General features: G+C 53.5%; 14 protein-coding genes. 8 read left to right on the plus strand and 6 right to left on the minus strand.

Annotated elements, in window-relative coordinates; all coding sequences use genetic code 11:
* The first annotated feature begins 454 nt into the window (after positions 1-454).
* From F7D09_RS09980 to F7D09_RS10015, 8 genes are all read left to right on the plus strand, one after another.
* Positions 455-1,435: a glycosyltransferase family 2 protein gene (locus tag F7D09_RS09980; protein ID WP_152235346.1), complete on the plus strand. Its 981-nt coding sequence runs from the start codon at positions 455-457 to the stop codon at positions 1,433-1,435.
* Between the two features lie 17 nt (positions 1,436-1,452).
* Entirely contained in the window at positions 1,453-2,427 is a 975-nt protein-coding gene (locus F7D09_RS09985; RefSeq protein ID WP_226836255.1) for a glycosyltransferase family 2 protein, read from the plus strand.
* 249 nt (positions 2,428-2,676) lie between these two features.
* The gene (locus tag F7D09_RS09990) at positions 2,677-3,666 is read left to right on the plus strand and encodes a DUF6625 family protein (protein WP_152235348.1); all 990 of its coding nucleotides are present in this window, start codon (positions 2,677-2,679) and stop codon (positions 3,664-3,666) included.
* Between the two features lie 8 nt (positions 3,667-3,674).
* Positions 3,675-4,820, plus strand: a complete 1,146-nt coding sequence (locus tag F7D09_RS09995; RefSeq protein WP_152235349.1) for a glycosyltransferase family 1 protein — start codon at positions 3,675-3,677, stop codon at positions 4,818-4,820.
* Complete coding sequence (locus F7D09_RS10000) at positions 4,820-5,830, plus strand: glycosyltransferase (protein ID WP_152235350.1); 1,011 nt, start codon at positions 4,820-4,822, stop codon at positions 5,828-5,830. Before F7D09_RS09995 ends, F7D09_RS10000 begins: the two co-directional genes overlap by 1 nt.
* Positions 5,831-5,848: 18 nt before the next feature.
* Entirely contained in the window at positions 5,849-6,721 is an 873-nt protein-coding gene (locus F7D09_RS10005) for a beta-1,6-N-acetylglucosaminyltransferase (protein WP_152235351.1), read from the plus strand.
* Between the two features lie 63 nt (positions 6,722-6,784).
* A complete protein-coding gene (locus tag F7D09_RS10010; protein WP_152235352.1) occupies positions 6,785-7,861 on the plus strand; it encodes an acyltransferase family protein in 1,077 nt (358 codons plus the stop codon).
* Between the two features lie 253 nt (positions 7,862-8,114).
* Positions 8,115-9,653 (plus strand): lipopolysaccharide biosynthesis protein, encoded by a 1,539-nt coding sequence (locus tag F7D09_RS10015; protein ID WP_152235353.1) that lies wholly within the window; start codon positions 8,115-8,117, stop codon positions 9,651-9,653.
* Positions 9,654-9,660: 7 nt separating this feature from the next.
* Here the strand turns inward: F7D09_RS10015 and F7D09_RS10020 are convergent, their stop codons facing one another.
* The 6 genes from F7D09_RS10020 to F7D09_RS10045 form a co-directional block, all read right to left on the minus strand.
* Complete coding sequence (locus F7D09_RS10020) at positions 9,661-10,647, minus strand: glycosyltransferase (RefSeq protein ID WP_152235354.1); 987 nt, start codon at positions 10,645-10,647, stop codon at positions 9,661-9,663.
* Between the two features lie 13 nt (positions 10,648-10,660).
* The gene (locus F7D09_RS10025; protein WP_152235355.1) at positions 10,661-12,214 is read right to left on the minus strand and encodes a lipopolysaccharide biosynthesis protein; all 1,554 of its coding nucleotides are present in this window, start codon (positions 12,212-12,214) and stop codon (positions 10,661-10,663) included.
* Positions 12,215-12,280: 66 nt separating this feature from the next.
* Entirely contained in the window at positions 12,281-13,390 is a 1,110-nt protein-coding gene (locus tag F7D09_RS10030; protein ID WP_226836257.1) for a glycosyltransferase family 4 protein, read from the minus strand.
* 196 nt (positions 13,391-13,586) lie between these two features.
* Entirely contained in the window at positions 13,587-14,678 is a 1,092-nt protein-coding gene (locus tag F7D09_RS10035; protein ID WP_152235357.1) for a polysaccharide pyruvyl transferase family protein, read from the minus strand.
* A 287-nt stretch (positions 14,679-14,965) separates the two neighbouring features.
* Entirely contained in the window at positions 14,966-16,315 is a 1,350-nt protein-coding gene (locus F7D09_RS10040; protein ID WP_152235358.1) for an ATP-binding protein, read from the minus strand.
* Positions 16,316-16,748: 433 nt separating this feature from the next.
* Positions 16,749-17,354, minus strand: a complete 606-nt coding sequence (locus tag F7D09_RS10045; RefSeq protein WP_193312442.1) for an acyltransferase family protein — start codon at positions 17,352-17,354, stop codon at positions 16,749-16,751.
* Positions 17,355-17,503: the final 149 nt, after the last annotated feature.

Below are 17,503 nucleotides of genomic sequence, written 5' to 3' on the forward strand. Positions count from 1 at the left end.
ACTGGCACTGCTACCCTTGACCATGGAGGCTCCTTCGCTAGAACGGATAGGTTTAAGGCACCACCCATTCTGCCTAGAAGCCTCTCGTCATATCAACCCACCCATCAAAACAACAAACACGGTCTGTGACATACTTGACGCATATGTATTTTCTGCTTATATTCACGCTGGTAATGACTGGTGGTTCAAGCGTTCAAATCGACTCGTTGCCATCTGCTGCTGATCATGCATACGCATTTGTGTGTGCGCTTGTCGGCTGCGGAATCATTTCCGTTTGCGTGGAAACCATTGGACGACGCAGCGCTTTTATCATCAAACTGTTTCACTGCTAAATAAAGGAATGGTACAATTTCCGGTATCTTGTGTAATATTAGGCCGTCTCTCATGTCCGCCTCTCCATTAACAATGTTAATGTTCAATATGCTGGTGAGAAGTATCGTCGAGTAAGGATTCCATGGCACAGAACGAATTGGTCTCCGTCATTGTTCCTGTCTATGGCGTTGAACAGTACCTTGACCGTTGCATTAAGAGTATTGTGAGCCAGACCTATTCAAATCTTGAAATCATCTTAGTGGACGATGGCTCGCCTGACGGTTGCCCTCGCATGTGCGATGATTGGGCATCTCGGGATACACGGATTAAGGTAGTGCATAAAGTCAATGGCGGACTTGCTTCTGCCAGGAATGCTGGCTTGGAATCAATGACTGGTGATTTGGTCACCTTTATTGATAGTGATGATTGGGTAGAGCCGGACTATGTGTCTAGTCTCCATCAGTGGATGACTGAACACCAGACGGAAGCTGCCATGTGCAGTACCTGTATCGAATATGATGACGGACGTAGCATAAAAGAACGGCCGGCGACTCCCTCCGGGCGATGGAATGCCGACGAAGCATTGCACCACTTTCTTTACCATCAGGGTTTTACCGGCGCTGTATGGGGCAGGATGTTTCTTGCTGAAATCTTTAAGGGAAAGAACGGCATTCGATTCTTTGAGGGACTGAACAGCGAGGATTATTATGTGCACGTTCAGGTACTGTCACAGATTACCTCGATATACGTAGATGAGCGTCATCTTTACCACTACTCCAGGCGTGCTGATTCCATAACCACTGGTGCCATCGATTCCCATTCCTGCGATGAAATCCAAGTCGCAGATTTGTGCATCGATTATTTGTCTAATATCGGATATTCCGATATGTCGGCTCTGGATTATTTCCGGATACAAAGCAGGGCCGATGTCCTGTTTTCCTTATTCCGAAAGCATGCATCGCGATCGATGCTTGTTAGTATAAGCCGAGGAATGCGTACATTGCTGAAGCCTGTTCTACGTGATAATACGATTTCTGCTGGGCAGAAGCTACGACTGGGGATGATGGCGTTCGCTCCATATCTTGTATACCGGCTGCAGCGTTTGACTAATAGGATTAACTGATGAGCAGAGATATACATATGAACGACTGCCAATCCTATGCTCCTGCTCTCAGCATCATTATTCCGGCATACAATGTTCAAGCGTATCTAGAGCGATGTGTTACAAGCTTGGCTTCTCTTCGTGACGTAGATATGGAAATCCTTCTGATTGATGATGGATCAACAGACGGAACTTCTGTTTTATGCGACGAATTAGCCCATCATGATTCCAGAGTGCATGCTTTTCATCAGAATAATCGTGGTGTTTCTGCAGCCAGAAACAATGGGCTAGAACATGCACGAGGAACATGGATTGGATTCGTGGATGCTGATGATTGCGTGGATCCGGCGTCTTATGCTCGTATGTTTCACAAGGCCATGAGCTCCGAAGCGGATTTACTGATATATGGTTATCAGAAGGTCTTCTCTGATCAGGCTTCTTGGACCTGGAACGCACCTGCCGGTGAGATGTCCGTTCATGCTGCAATTGAAATGATGTCAGCGTATGACGGTGCAAAAGGATATCTGTGGAACAAGCTATATAGACATACGATAATTGACAAATGGGGTATACGTTGTGATGAACGAATCACAATGTGCGAAGACCTGCTGTTTAATATCGAGTATGTAAAGCACTGCTCTCGAATTGCCGGTATAGACGAATCCCCATATAAATATATGGAAAACCTATCGTCGTCTTTGCATGATGTGAACATGGACAATGCATATACGTGTTTGGCCGCACATGAGCAAATGCTGAAATTAGTGCCCACGGACAGCAAGCGTGATATTGCAGCGTCCAGCGCGATTATGGCCGAAGAATTCCTCATGCGAACTTATTGCATGAGAGACGATACGCACCGGCACGAGTATTGGACGACATTGCGTTCGCATTGGAAGGATGCGATGGCTCACGATATTCCCGGGCGCTTGCGTATCCGTATAATTGGAGGACGTTTCATGCCGAGTGTTTTTTACCCGATATGGAATCGGATGAGAGGAAAGGTGAAATAGTGGTCAAATGGATTGGGAATGAGCATTGCAGAGGTGCCGATTCATGTGCCGATACTCTGCAACATAATTGATTGTGACCGGGTGCGGCGTGTCTCATACATAGTGCTTTCACGGGCAGATGGGGATGAAGCTAGAAGCGTCTGGAATTGTGATGTGTAGAATAGATTTGGAGTTGCGGCAGTGTGCCAGAGGTCTACTCGGTTGTACTTCAAATTACAGATATGAGATATAAGGAGAGAGGAAGCTACTGTGTCGGATAAGCGTCTATGCGCCTTCATCTTGCCTTATTATGGTAAATTCCCCAACTATTTCCAGCTGTTTCTGAACTCCTGCGGCACGAACCCTGACTATGACTGGCTCGTGTTCACCGACGATCATACAGAGTATGAGTATCCGGCAAACGTCCATGTGCATTATGAGACGTTCCAAGATATGCAGGAACGGGTAAAACGACGGTTCAACGGTGACGCGGAACTCCGAACCCCATACAAGCTGTGCGACTTCAAACCGATTTACGGATACCTGTTTGAAGAATATCTGGATGAATACCGGTTCTGGGGTTATGGGGATTGCGATGTGATTTATGGTCAGTTGAACCACTTCATCACTGAGCGGATGCTGAACGAGTATGACAAGATCTTCTCGGTCGGCCACCTGACGCTGATGCGCAACACCCCGGAGAACAATCGACGGTTCATGCTGCCCCTGGACGGCAAACCGATTTGGCATGACGTCGTGAATTCTGAACGAATCTACACTTTTGACGAGAGCTATCTCTCCACCAACGTCAACCGAATCTATCAGGAGCACGGTTTCCCGATTTTCTCCGGTGATCTTTCCGCCAATACAAGGGCAAGTGCCGACCAGTTCGAGCTTGTCCATTTTGACGAGACGCTGGGCGTGTACATGACCGAATCTCCGCTCCATGCAGTGTATGTGTGGCGAGATGGTGAGCTTATGCGTAGCTATTTCCGGCTTGGACAGTTCACCAGTCGTGAGCTTATGTATATGCACTTTCAGCGTCGCGCCATGCAGGTTAGGATTGATCCGTGTAAAGCTTCGTGCTATAAGATTTTGCCTGGATCGTTCGAGCCTCTGGAAGTGTCGGAAGTGACCGAGCAGAATTTCAAGACCATCCGGTGGAAGCGATTGAGCAATCAGATCAAGCACCGCTGGAGCATCGTGCGTGGTGATATGAAGTTCTGGCGCAAGAAGATTCTTGCCAAACTGGGAAAGTGAGTTTTGCGATGAGTGAGCCGATTCGGATTCTTCAGTGGGGCATGCTCGGTGGTCGTGGTGGCATCGAGATAATGATTATGAACTTGTACCGTCATATGGATCGCAGCAAGGTGCAGTTTGATTTTCTCTGTGATTACAATGCCGGCAAACTGGCATTCGAAGACGAGATTATCGAGATGGGCGGTCGCATCTACCGTGTGATGGTGCCGCAGCGGGAATCGATGATTAAGTCACGAACGGCGATGATGCAGTTTTTCCGTGAGCATCCAGAAATTCAGGGCGTTCATGTGAACGCTAATTTCCCATATGCGTTACCGCTCAAGTATGCGAAAAAAAGTGGAATGGCATTGCGGATTCTTCATTCTCATAACTCTGGGTCGGGTGCAAGCCATGAGCATAACGATGTAATTCATAATACGAAGCAATACATAAGGCATTGTCATAGTGCATGGCAGATTAATCGATATCCGAATGCTTATTTTGCCTGTTCAAAAGCCGCTGCCGACTATATGTTCCCCGGAAAGCCATATACATGGATTCGCAACGGCATCGATACACAGCATTTCGCGTATGATCCAACCGTCAGGGATTCCATGCGCAAGAAGCTTGGCATCAAACCGTCCACATCGGTCATCGGATTCTGCGGGCGCTTTCGTGAGCAGAAGAATCCGCTGTTTCTGATTGATGTGTTCGCGGAATATCACAAGATGGTTCCGGATTCTCTGCTGCTGCTGATTGGCATTGGGGAGATGCGTGATCAGATGGATGAGCGTATCGAGAATCTCGGCATTGCTGATTCTGTGCGCTTCATGGGTGCCCAAGCCGGTGTTTCTCCGTATTATCAGGCCATGGACGCATTACTGCTTCCATCTCTTTTTGAAGGTTTACCTGTCGTTGTTGTCGAAGCTCAATGTGCGGGGCTGCCATGCATCGTTGCTGAAGAGGCGGTTTCCTCTGAAGCTTGTTTAACCGACCATATAAGGTTTGTATCGTTGCAAAATACCGCTGCAAGTTGGGCCGCAGAGATGAATAAGACGATTAGTCAGTTCGGAATCAGGCATGACAGTTCGAAGGAAGTCCGGGCTTCCGGATTTGACATTCGTGATGTGGCGGCTGATTTGCAGAATTTGTATCTCAATGTGATGGGAGTTTGATGATAGTCAACGACCTTGAAAACAAGCCACTGGTGAGCATAATCATTCCTATTTATAAAGTAGAGGGAATGCTGGATCGTTGTGTGCAAAGTGTAGTCTCACAAACCTATAACAACCTTGAAATCATATTGGTCGATGATGGTTCCCCAGATCGATGCCCTCAGATGTGCGATGAGTGGAGCAAAAATGATTCGCGCATCCGAGTTGTCCATCGAATTAATGGAGGATTGTCGGCGGCGCGAAACACTGGTATTTTGCATTGCTCTGGTTCATGGATCGCGTTTATCGATAGCGATGATTGGATCGAGCCAGACTATATCGTAACTCTCCTTACCCTGGTTATCAACAATGACGCAGATTTGGGCATATGCTCATTTTATGACTATAGAACGCCTGCGCATATGGTAAAAGCTTTGCCTTCTGAAGTAGTAAGCGGGAAAGAGCTGTTCAGTCAAGCGGTGGAAAACGATGACTGGCATTATCAGGTGGCGTGGAACAAACTGTATGCGCGGCATTTGTGCCCATCGGATTTGTTCGCCGAAGGTAAACTTCATGAAGATGTGTTTGCCTTCCATAAGGTAATGTTCAATGCGAATCGGGTAGCTGTTACTAACAAGGCGCTATATCATTACATGGTTAATCCCAATGGGATTATGAAAAGCCGTTATAGCATCAGGAATCTTGACCGTATCGAAGGCATGATTGAGCGTCTTGAAGCTGCTATCGGGCTGTCCTTATATGCAACATTTGAGCCGCTCGTTAAGGCCACCTATTATTACCATATCTGTGAAGCCGCTTCGTTGCTTCCTCTGTCGGACAAGCGAGGGTTCGAACGGCTTATTTCTTTGATTCATAGGTATTGCGCGGTGGCTGGCAACATTTCCGAGCATCTTGATTCCGAAACCAATATATTGGTGCGTCGGCTGGAATCAAATCCTATTCGCACGCTGCTTCCGGTTATTGTTCGTTCTCTGCCGGGGCGAATAAAGCGGATGTTCCGTGGACGATGATTTATGTAGGGAGTATCGATGGGCAATATGCATTCTTTCGTGGTTACCGCATATAAGGATCCGCAAAACCTTACTCGTCTTGTCAGTAGGCTGGGAGGATACCCCGTTTTTATTCATGTCGATGCTTCATCTGTTGCGATAGATGACGCTCTCATGGATCGATATAATGCGATGGATAACGTGTATGCCGAAAAGCGTTACGTCATTTCTTGGGGTAGTTACAAGCATTTGTTGGCATTGCTTGAGTTGCTTCGCCGGGCTGTGGATAATACTGATGGAGATGGCTATGTTCACCTCATTTCAGGTCAGGATATTCTTATCCGGTCCGATGAGGAATTCCATCAGTTCTTTGATGGTGATAGACATATTTATATGGATTGTCGGACCATTGACCAAATGGAGCCGCATCAAAAGTCCATGTATCAGTGGAAGAACCGATTGTGGCGATACAACTATTGGAATAAGGTTGTTCATGGTCTCCGCAATATTGACATTGCCTTACAGAAGGCGTTTCATCTCGTGAATGACAACTTTGGCGGAGTGAAGAACATTGCACAGGGGCTTGTGTGGATGTCGCTGCCGGTTGAAGCAGCTCGCTATGTGCTTGACTTCGTAGACAGTCACCCTCGATTTATGAAGGATCTTTATCAGGCGCAGATTCCAGAAGAGTTTCTGTTCCAGACAGTGCTTGTCAACTCTCCGTTCGCAGTCGATATTGTTCCAGACAATCTGCGATACATGGATTGGCATAAGCGAAATGGCAGCTTGCCTGCATATCTGGATGAATCGGATTATCCCAAGGCAATAGAATCCGGGTGCTTTTTCGCGCGGATAATTGACTCCGGCATTTCCAAAGAGTTTCTTCGCTCGGCTGGCTATGACGTCGAGTGATGAAAAAACTGCTGACATTAGTGGTGACCATACGATGCTGCATTATTCGGAAGGCAAGTGTCTGTGAAATCTTCAGTGCGCATCCCCTATGTCGATTACGCGAAAGCCTTCGCCATCGTCGGCGTGTTCATCATGCACAGCGCAGCTCCGGCTGGGCTGTCGGCGGTGGTGTCTGCCTATGACATGATGGTGTTCTTCTTTCTGTCGGGATTCGTGTTCTCCATCCGCAAGTACCGGTCATTCTGGCCGTTCCTGTGGAACAAGATCCGTACGCTGATTATTCCGGGCGTTTTCCTTTCCGTTGTCCCGTTCTTCGTTGAACGGGCAATCGGCATCGCACGGGGGGATTCTTGGAATGCGGCGCAATACGCCCGATACTTCGCCGGCTATGTCATCAACCTTCGTGGGCGTGAGGGTTTCGGTGTCATCCCGTGGTTCCTATCCTGCCTGTTTCTGATGGAGATTGGTGGCTACGTTCTGATTCGGATTGTCAACTATTTGCGGCTTGATGGCATGCGACGGGTTACGTTGCTTGGCGTCGTTGCGGTGGTCTCTCTTGCCGTCGGCTGGATGTACAGCGCGTACATTCATGTCGTTCTGCCGTGGGGCGGCGACGTGGCGATGTCCATGTTCGGCTTCTTCGTCATGGGCATCATGATCCGTCCGTATGCGCAGGCTTTGCATCGTGCGCTCACGGCATGGTCGATTCTGCCGGCGGTCGTCGTCCTCGTCATCGCCGTGCTGGTGAATGGCCGTGTGTTCAACGGCTCGGTCAACCCCTATATGAATGATTTGGGCAACCCGCTCTGCTTCGTGCTCGGGGCAATTGCCGGCGTGTGGGCGGTGTTGGCGGTCAGTCGCATGATTTCGGATACCCCGTGGCTCAATCGTATGCTCGGTCGTCCGCTTTCGTATTGCGGCCGTAACACGCTGGTGTTCTACTGCATCAACGTGCCGATTTATCCCTCGCTGATTCCGTGGCTGCTGGGCCTGATTGGTCTTGACATGGCTTCATCCAACATCGGCACGCTGCTGTTGTGTTGCCTGGGCGCGATTCTCATCAATCTGGTGATCTGTATCCCCTGCGCCGAAATCATGAACCGATGGCTGCCCGGCGTGCTCGGCCGCAAGAAGCGGTGAGCGGTCTGCAGTTATCGCTCAAGCCCAGATTATCGTCCATCCCGCTTATTGCATCGTGATGCAATAACGTTGGAGCGGCTTCGTGCTGCCGGAACCGTCGGGTGACCCCTTCCGGCCATACCCTTGGGTACCATTAACCTCGATATTTTGAGACCCGTGCATTATGACGCGGGCGATTGCCGACTTGACGGCCCGATGACCGGTGACTCGACCGGTGACGACTGGTAACACGACTGGTAAGGATTGTGACGGGATGGGCGAGAAGAAACGACTTGCGGTCAACATGATCGCGAATGTGCTGGCGTTCGGCGTGCAGTTCGGTGTGAGCTTCGTGCTCACCCCGTATATCATCCGCACGCTGGGCGCCGAGGCGTACGGCTTCGTGCCGCTGGCCAACAACTTCATCGGCTACACGAACATCATCACCGTGGCCCTCAACTCCATGGCCGGCCGGTTCATCTCCATCGAGATCAACCGCGGCGACGTCAAGAAGGCGAACGTCTACTTCAACTCGGTGCTCATCGCCAACATCATCCTCGCCCTGATCCTGCTGGTGCCGGCCGTCCTCATCGTCATGTTCGTCAACGGGTTCCTCAACGTGCCGGCGAACCTGCTCACGGATGTGCAGTGGACGTTCGCGTTCTCGTTCATCAGCCTGATCGCCGGCCTCATGCTGTCCGTGTTCGGCTGTGTCTTCTTTGTGCGCAACCGGCTTGACCTGAGTGCCAAGCGGAACATCGAAGGCAACCTGATTCGCGCGGTCGTGCTCATCGCGCTGTTCACCATCTTCCAGCCGAAGATCTACTTCGTGACCGCTACGATGCTCATCGTCAACGTGTACATCTGGGTTACGAACGTGTACTACACGCGCAAGCTCATGCCCGAGGTGAAGCTCGACCGCCGAAACTTCAGCTGGCCTGCCGTGCGCGAGCTGCTCAGCTCCGGCGTGTGGAACTCGGTCAACGAGCTGAGCGTCGTGCTGCTCACCACGCTCGACCTGCTGCTGATGAACATGTTCGTCGGCGCGCAGGCGGGCGGCGAATACTCGCTCGTCAAGACGTTGCCCACGTTCATCCAGTCGATCGTCGGCGTGATGGTCGGCGTCTTCATCCCGCAGTTCACGATCTATTACGCGAAAAAACAGCATGACAGGCTCATGAAGAGCATCATGTTCTCCGTCGAGGTGATGGGCGCGGTGCTGACCATCCCCATCGGCTACCTCATCATCTTCGGCGGCGACTTCTACCGCGTGTGGGTGCCCGGCCAGGACGCGAACCTGCTGCAGGCGCTGTCCGTGCTCACCTTGGTGCCGATGGTCGTCACCGGCAGCATCAACACGATTTTCAACGTCTACACGGTCACCAACAAGCTCAAGGTGCCCGCGCTCGTGTGGGTGGTGCTTGGTGTGATCAACGTGGCGCTGGTCATCGGGTTGCTCAAGTTCACGCCGCTGGGCATCTGGACCATCCCGATTGTCAGCCTGGTCATGGGCCTCGCGCGCAACCTCACGTTCACGCCCATGTACGCCGCGCACTGCCTGGACGTGCCGTGGTACACGTTCTACAAGTCCATCGCCCGCGGCTGCCTGTGCGTGTGCTCGGTCATGCTCATCAGCGTGGCCTACCGGCTCGTGCATGTGCCGACCGGCTGGGGTGGGCTGATTCTCGCGGCTGCCGTGTGCGGTTCGCTCGCGCTGTGCGTCAACGTGTTCATCGCGTTCGACAGGGCCGACCGCGACCGTTTCTTCGTGCTCGTGCGCGACAAGGTAGGCGGCAAGCTGCGGCGGAAGTGAGGTCCCGTTACCGGTGCAACCGCGATTTCATGATGAGCATCCACAGCGCGGCCACGGGGAAGCGTTGCAGTAGCCGGCTTTTCTTCAGTGATTTTGCATGAAGATATGCGGCTGTCTGTTCCGTCATCGCGCAATAATGCGTGATGAGTTCATGGATCCTGCGCCTCGCATTGCTATCGGATATGAAGTGAAGCTGTGACGCGATGGTGATGAGAAAGAACAGCGTCGAATCAGCCAGCGACTGATAACAGCCCTTCATGTTGTGTTTGACCGCGAATTCATACCAGTCAAGATACGCCTCGATCTTGTTCAGGCTACCGACTGAAGCCTTTGCGTGGGTCAGACTGGCCGGATTATCCATGTAGTGGTATAGCGGGCGGGACAGCGTGACCACGCAATCGGCCTTGGGAAGCACCTTGCCGAACACGAGGTCGTCCTCGCATGCTCGGCCTTCCGGAAAGAGTCGGGGTGGGGTCAGCCTGCGGGCATGCAGTCGATTCCACAAGGGCCGGTAATGCCAGTCGTCACGGCGCAGGGCGTCAGCGAACGCGTCAACGCCGCTCATTGTGCGGTCAGGGAAAGCCGTGACCATATGATTGGGCTTCATATGGTCATAAAACGAGCATATGACCAGGTCAGCGTGATGATCCATGGCGGCTTGCATCATGACGGAGAGATAATCCGGTTCAACCATGTCGTCGCTGTCCACGAAAGCAATCCATGACCCGTGCGCATGCTCCAATCCTGTGTTGCGTGCGGCCGCCTGCCCTCTGTTCGGCTGATGCACCACCTTGATTCTGCCATCCCGTTTCGCCCACTCGTCGCACAATCGCGGTGAGGCGTCATTCGAGCCGTCATCGACGAGTATGATCTCCATATTGGCATAGGCTTGGGCGAGTAGGCTCTTCAGGCAACGATCCAAGGTGAATTGAGCGTCGTACACCGGCACGATGACGGATACGAGATCGTCTGTTGCCGAATTGATCTGTGCCATAGAGGACTCCTTATTAATTGACGTCACCGTTGCCGGTGTGTATATGTAATTTACGTGCGACGATGTGCCACAGCGTGGCACGCTCACGTCGTCCCAGCAGAGTCAGCAGGGTGATCGTCGCGGCAACCACGGAATAGATCATGACGGACATGAAGAACGTGACCCATGTTCCAGCCGGAATGCGCAGCAGCGTCTTCGCCCCCTCGCAAGCCGCGAACGACAAGGCCGTTGACAGGACGTACTGCACATAGACCGGGTAGAACGTCCCTTTGGAGATACCAAGAATCACACAGGCGTAGATTGGCACGAACGTGACGTTGGCGATGACCTCCAACGCGGTCGGCACGATGGCCACGCCGTAAATGTCCAATGGCGTGAACTTCAGCAGCAGCCAGGTCAGCGGCAGCGACATGAGACTGAACAACAGCCATGTGATTGAATAGAATTTCAGCTTGTTGACGATCAGCGGCACATTCTGCAACGTGGTCGCGGCGCCGGAGATGAGAAAGCCGAGCATGGTGATGAGCATCAGCAGATACAGCATGGACGAATCCTGCCCCGGCTGCCACAGAGTGAAGAACTCCCGACCCACCACGCAAGTCACCACGGTGATGATCACGGTGAAGAAGCCGCACATGCGCATGCCGGATTTCATGTCACGGACGAGTTCCGCGATGCGGCCTTGGGCGAAATATTTTGTCTGTTCGGGGTAGAACAGACCGGAGATGGTGCCCATGAGACTGGAGACCATGGTGGGCACAGTCTGGGCGATAGACATCATGCCCATCTTGTATGGGCTGACCATGAGGTTGGCGATCAGAAGCTTCAACCCGAACGAGATGACCTGCTGCAGCTTGATGACCACATTCCATACGCCGGAAGACAGCATCTCCCGCACCAACGCCCAAGAGACCGCGGCGCGTCGGAAACGCAGTTCGGGGGTGAGCTCCCTCGTGTATCGGTAGTTCATGATCACGGTGAAGACGGTGCCGGCGAGCGAGGCAAGGGCGACGTACATCACCATCGGCGGCAGAGTACCGAAGAACGCCACCATCACGACCAGACGGATGATGCTGAACCCCATGTTGGCCATGCTGCTGAGATACAGCTTGTTCGTGATGAACGTCGCCACTGTCAGCACCGTGGAAACGCTGGTGACGACGAACTGGACGAGGAGGAACGCGAACGTCAGCTTGACATCATCGACAAGGTGCGGCGAGATGTTGATGAGACGTTCCAGATTGAAGGTGACCGGGACGGCGATGACCATCACGACGGCCGCAATCAAACAGTCGGCCATGAAGGTGGAGGAAAAGTAGCGGTCGGCCTTATCCTTGTCGCCCTGATGATAGGCAACGGTGATGAAACGGCCGGCGACCGAATCCAGCGCGACGGTCAGCAACGATGCGTAGCTGATGATGTTGTTGGCAAGGCCGACATATCCATACGCTTCGGCGCCCAGCCGGCTCACAACGAACGGCGAAAGCCCGAACCCGATGCCGATGTTGATGATGAACTGTACGAGGCTGGCCGCCATATTGATGGCGAGCTGACGTTTGTTTTCCATGATTCCTGACCCTGTGTCTCCAAGATAATCGTCATATACCGCGGGACAGCCGCTGTCCTAAGTCCGTCATATGTTGGCTCGGCACACGTCGACGAAACGTCCATACATCCTGCCGGTGCTGTACATCGCGGCATGCCGCGGCCCTTCCTGCGCCATTCGATCGCGAAGAGCGGCATCATGGTAGAGGGTCATGATTGCCTTGGCCAACGATGCAATCATATGCTCTCCGCGTTCCACGACGATCGAGCACTCTTGCGGGACGTATTCCGTAAGCCCGCCCGAATGCGTGACGATTAATGGAAGCCCCGCAGCCATGCCCTCTACGCCGACAAGGCCGGCCGATTCTTCCCACAGCGAGGGAACCACTTGAGCGTCCGCGATGTGCGAGTATCGGTATACCTGGTCGTTGGGGACGAATCCGGTGGCGGCGACCCGTCTGCCGAGGCGGGATATGGCGGCCGTGACTGCATCCGTGTAGTCGGTGCGTTCCGAGGGGCCGAAATTCGAGCTGCCTACGATGAGCAGCTTGATATTTGGGTCACTGATACGTTCCACCGCGTGAAGCAGCTCCAGCACGCCTTTTACGGGGATAATGCGGCCGCAATACATGATTACGAAATCATCAGGAGAAAATCCCAGCGATTGTCGTATGCGGTTGCGCTCCGCGGAACTGATCGTCTTAGTGAATTTTGAGGTATCGATGCCATTGCGCACTGTAATGACGGTTGGGGAGCTCCCGGAACAATGCTGAATCCATGCCTTGCTGGCGAAATCGCTGACGGACAGCACCGTGGAATATCCTCTGCTGGTGAAATCGTTTTCAGGAGTGAAGTGCAGGTGGTACCAAAGACGATTTCCGAATCGGCGGATAAAGGCAGTCGGAGCGTCAACCGGTCCGCCTTCCATGATTACCGCGTCGAAGTCATGGCCCTTCAAAGCTTGGAGTGCTTTTGCATAATAGGTGCCTGGCAGCTGAGATTCACTATGGAATATGCGCCTACGAATTCCTCTTACAAGACGAAATGCCGCCTTGTACCACGATGAAGCGCGCGGAACCCAGATGAACCGTGTGTTTCGTATGTGTCCCGTCAGGTTGCGGGATGTGCCATCAAATGTGGTGACCACGGTCAGCTCGAGCCGGTTGTGAAGCTCGTTTTCCTCAATGAGACTGGTCATCAACGTTTCGATTGCGCCTCCCTGTGTAGCGGGAACCGGCAGAAGACCAGGGGTGACAAGACAGATGCGAGGACGGTTGTTTGTCATCGTTCTTCACCTCGCCTTGTCAAGGTGAAGAACGATGTGCTTGCAGAGCGGCGTCTGCGAGGACGGGGCTCTTTTGATGCGAGGGAGTGCGCGCTCCCTCGCATACGTATTACAGCAGCGCTGTAAGCGGCGTGAACTGCGGGGCGAGACTCTCCAGCAGGTCGCGGGGGGGGGTCTTCGATTTCAGGGCCGTCCCAACCATCTGCGGAATCAGCTCGACCGCCTCATCAGCGTTCTCGGCGAACGCGATGTAGGGGAAGTCCTTCAGCCACTGGTATTCGAAGCCGACCTTGCCGGTGCTGTTGTTCATGGCGATGCACGGCGTGCCGGTCACGGCGCTGAAGATCATGCCATGAAGACGGTCCGTGACCACCAGCTTGGCCTTACGGAACTCGTCGAACTTGCCAAGTACCAGCTCTTCGCCGCGTTCCTTGTAAATCGGCATGTACTTGTCGGGGATTGTGGTGTCTGTGTAGGCAACGTGCTCGCCAGTCGCCTTGGCTGCGGCCTCGATCGTGCTTTGCGCGGACGCGGTGGTGGTCTTCTCCACGTCGCCGCGCATGCACAGCAGAATGCCGTGACGGTCTTCAGAGGCGGCGGTGGCCTGGTCGGTCAGGGACAGCACGATATCCGGCGTCAAGCGCACGTCGTTCTTCGGGTAGTATTCGCGCATGCGGTCGTACGAGACGGCCTCGCGGGCGACCAGATGAAGGTCCTTATGCCGACCGTACACGGATTTTGTGTGGCGCAGATACTGCTGCGAGTGCGGCGTATCGTCGTAGCTGATGGTCTGCGGGAACAGGATGATCTTGTTGTGCGGCAGCATGGAGATGATGTCGCAGCGGTACTGTTCCTCGTTCTGGTACAGCGTGCCCATGTTGCCGCCGCCATGCAGGAAGATGACGTCGTCGGGCGTCACGAACTCGCGGATACACTTGAGCACTCGGGCCATGTTGCCGCCGAACTCAAGCAACGGACGGTCGGAGTCCGCCAGTAGGCGACGTTCTGCATACGCAATCGCATGGTCGCCGATGTTGCAATGCTCGGGCACGCAGAACAGCAGATTGCGCGGGGCCGGCGTCTTGCGGAACGCGTCGGCATAACGCTGGTAGCCTTCCTTGCAGATGTCCTTTTCGCGAAGCATGTGATACCGGCCGTCGCCGATCAGAGACCTCAACGCAAGCGTCAATCCGGTGGACATGAAGTCGTCGCTCCTTAACAGTATGGCGGGCGTGAAATCGTCACATAGTTTAGCAGCAGCGGCGGGACGAGGCCGGAACGGTCGCGACACGCCCGAAATCGCTGCACGGTCGAAAGATACGTTTTCGCGGAACGGCCATTTTTGCGGAAGCTGCGCGACCTATCTTTCGACCGTGCAACACGTGTCGGCGTGTCGTGGTCGTACGCGTCGGTTGTGGCTATATTCCCTCCGTTACTGCTTTCGCCGCTGTTGCGCCGCAGCCACCTCTCCGGCATCGGGGGTGTTCCTCACGCCATGTTCGGATTCAACCAGCCGATAGTGTAGATGGGCAGACACTCGATACGCATGCTTTTGGAATCCGCCTTCGACGCGGGCCGTATATCAACATTGCCGTCGTGGAATACGTATGCGTGCGCGAAATCGTAGTTGTCGGTACGCAGCAGGTTGTTCATGGCGTTGTGTCGCGTGTAGTCTTTACCAGATTTGATTTCGACGAGCGAAACGGAATCCATGCTGTGCTGGATGACGAAATCGACCTCGCCGATCTTGCTTCGGTTGTAATAGTGCAGTGAGAATCCTTGGGCGAACAGCTCCTGTGCGGCTGCGTTTTCGAAAATCATGCCGTAGTTCATGGTGGAACGGTGATTGATGATCTCCAAATCGATGTCGCGCATCAGCCGCGAGGTCAGCAGCCCCACGTCATTGAGATAAAGCTTGAATGATCCCAGGTCGTCGTGTGCGTTCAGAGGATACTCCGGATCCTGCACTCGAGGCACCGGAAGGGCAATACCGGCGTTTGCCAGCCAATCGAACGCGGTTTGCATGTGGGCGAATCGAACATTCTCGCCAAGCTTGGAGAATTTGAACCTCTTGTTCTCCGCGTTGAGCTGGCTGGGGATCATCTCGTAGATGGTCTTGATATGGCGGCGTTCCACCGGCTTGTCAACGTATTTGGTGATGTCGTATTCATACGTGTCGAAAATGGCTTGTTGCGTGCTGCGCACCTTGTTGATGTCCGACGAGTCGATGAAGGATTGAACGGCGTCCGGCATGCCGCCGATGAGCAGGTACTTATACCACAGGTCGGACAGTCGGTCGTGCAGAAAAGCGGGGATAGGTCGAAGCTCGTTGAGACAGGATTGCACGGTGTCCATCGCATTGCTCGGAATGCCGCAGGCAATGCAGAACTCTCGGAAATCCAATGGGTACATGCGGATGGTTTGGAGGAAGCCAACGGGGATAGACCTCACGTTGAATACGTCAATGCCCAACAGTGAACCGGATACGATGACGTCAAGCCCCTTTGCACCTGCAAGGAACTTCATCCATGTGAGCATATCCTCGCAGGCTTGGATCTCATCAAGGAACAGTAGCGTTTCGCCTGGCGTGATCGGCGTGCGTGACAGGACGGACAGCCGCAGGAGCAGGTCGTCGGTGTCGGTGGCCTGTGAGACGGTCTCGACGGCTTGCGGTGTCTCAATGAAATTGATTTCCGCCACATTGGCGTAATTGTCTTGCCCAAAACGACGTATTAGCGTTGTCTTGCCCACTTGGCGTGCTCCTGTAACCAGAAGTCCCTGACGGGTTTTGAGCTTCCGCCATTGTGCGAGCTGCTGGTATGCCTTGCGTTCAATCATCGTTCCTGCCTTTAGCCGCGTTCGTTGCCGAATGGTTTGACGTCATCGACAGTATGATCACTCCCGAAAATCATAGCATTATGATTATTGGTATTCACGTTTTACCACATGAAAAACGTTATTCCATTCACGTTTTTCCATTATGAGCTTCTCTGAGCTATGTCCTTGAGGTCATTAGAGATGGTATTTCGTGACTTTTTCGGTGGTCTATGCAGACGGTTTTGCCGATTGTTTTTGACTATTGGTGTTCGCGTGGTTCTGGGCCGAGCCCCTCATTCTGGCGCGACGAGGCCGGAACGGTCGCGACACGCCCGAGATCGTTGCATGGTCGAAAGATACGTTTTCGCGGAACGGCTATTTTCTGCGGAAGCCGCGCGACCTATCTTTCGACCGTGCAACACACTCGGGCGTGTCGCATGATGGCCGCCTGCCGTCACTCCCCGATGACGATTCCGCAGCGGGCGTGTCGCATGAGTTCGGTCAACACTAGCGCGACAGTGCCGAATCCGATGAAGTTGATCAGTATCATCAACGCGGGGCTGATGCCCGGCCAATAGGTGAACGAGATGTACAGCATCGGGCTGTGGAACAGGTAGATGCCCATACTGTCCTTGCTGATGAGCCGCATCGGAGCGCACGAACGGCGCGGGGCGAGCGTGTAGACCGCCAGCACCGCGACCGCCGAGATGAGTGTGGCCGCGAAGAACGACCGCGGCGACCAGGAGACGGCGACGCAGCCGGCCAACACCACGGCCGCGGCGGCCATGGTGTTGGCCGGCTGCGGCTCGTACCGGTGATAGACGAAGCCGATCACGAAGAACACATAATACGCGGCGAACTGCGATACATAAGTGTTCCACCCAAGCCAACGTCTGGTGAGCAACAGTCCAACGGCGCACACGGCCATCGCAATGTCAAGCCGAACGTTCGTACCGCACAACTTGACCAACGCAAGACTGAGCATCAGCATAAGAAACAGCGTCGGCAGGAACCAGAGGTGGCCGTTGTCGCTGCCCCACAGAAAATCACGCGCGACCACGGAAACCAGCGAACGCCCCCGATAGTGAACTGCGCCCCAAAAGTTGGACGTGGTTTATTAAAGGGTACCAGACCGGGCTGTGGGGAACGTGTCCCGGAATTCCTCCGGGGTCAGTCCCCCCAGCCGTTCCTGGCGTCGTTTGGTGTTCC

The sequence above is a fragment of the Bifidobacterium leontopitheci genome (genome assembly GCF_009193355.1).
In the GTDB taxonomy this organism is placed as follows: domain Bacteria; phylum Actinomycetota; class Actinomycetes; order Actinomycetales; family Bifidobacteriaceae; genus Bifidobacterium; species Bifidobacterium leontopitheci.

What these genes read in the sequence shown, in the direction of transcription:
- F7D09_RS10015 (WP_152235353.1), top strand. Translation starts at nt 8,115, where the DNA reads ATGGGCGAGAAGAAACGACTTGCGGTCAACATGATCGCGAATGTGCTG.
- F7D09_RS10020 (WP_152235354.1), bottom strand. Translation starts at nt 10,647, where the DNA reads ATGGCACAGATCAATTCGGCAACAGACGATCTCGTATCCGTCATCGTG.
- F7D09_RS10030 (WP_226836257.1), bottom strand. Translation starts at nt 13,390, where the DNA reads ATGACCAGTCTCATTGAGGAAAACGAGCTTCACAACCGGCTCGAGCTG.
- F7D09_RS10035 (WP_152235357.1), bottom strand. Translation starts at nt 14,678, where the DNA reads ATGTCCACCGGATTGACGCTTGCGTTGAGGTCTCTGATCGGCGACGGC.
- F7D09_RS10025 (WP_152235355.1), bottom strand. Translation starts at nt 12,214, where the DNA reads ATGGAAAACAAACGTCAGCTCGCCATCAATATGGCGGCCAGCCTCGTA.
- F7D09_RS09980 (WP_152235346.1), top strand. Translation starts at nt 455, where the DNA reads ATGGCACAGAACGAATTGGTCTCCGTCATTGTTCCTGTCTATGGCGTT.
- F7D09_RS10040 (WP_152235358.1), bottom strand. Translation starts at nt 16,315, where the DNA reads ATGATTGAACGCAAGGCATACCAGCAGCTCGCACAATGGCGGAAGCTC.
- F7D09_RS10000 (WP_152235350.1), top strand. Translation starts at nt 4,820, where the DNA reads ATGATAGTCAACGACCTTGAAAACAAGCCACTGGTGAGCATAATCATT.
- F7D09_RS10005 (WP_152235351.1), top strand. Translation starts at nt 5,849, where the DNA reads ATGGGCAATATGCATTCTTTCGTGGTTACCGCATATAAGGATCCGCAA.
- F7D09_RS09985 (WP_226836255.1), top strand. Translation starts at nt 1,453, where the DNA reads ATGAACGACTGCCAATCCTATGCTCCTGCTCTCAGCATCATTATTCCG.
- F7D09_RS09995 (WP_152235349.1), top strand. Translation starts at nt 3,675, where the DNA reads ATGAGTGAGCCGATTCGGATTCTTCAGTGGGGCATGCTCGGTGGTCGT.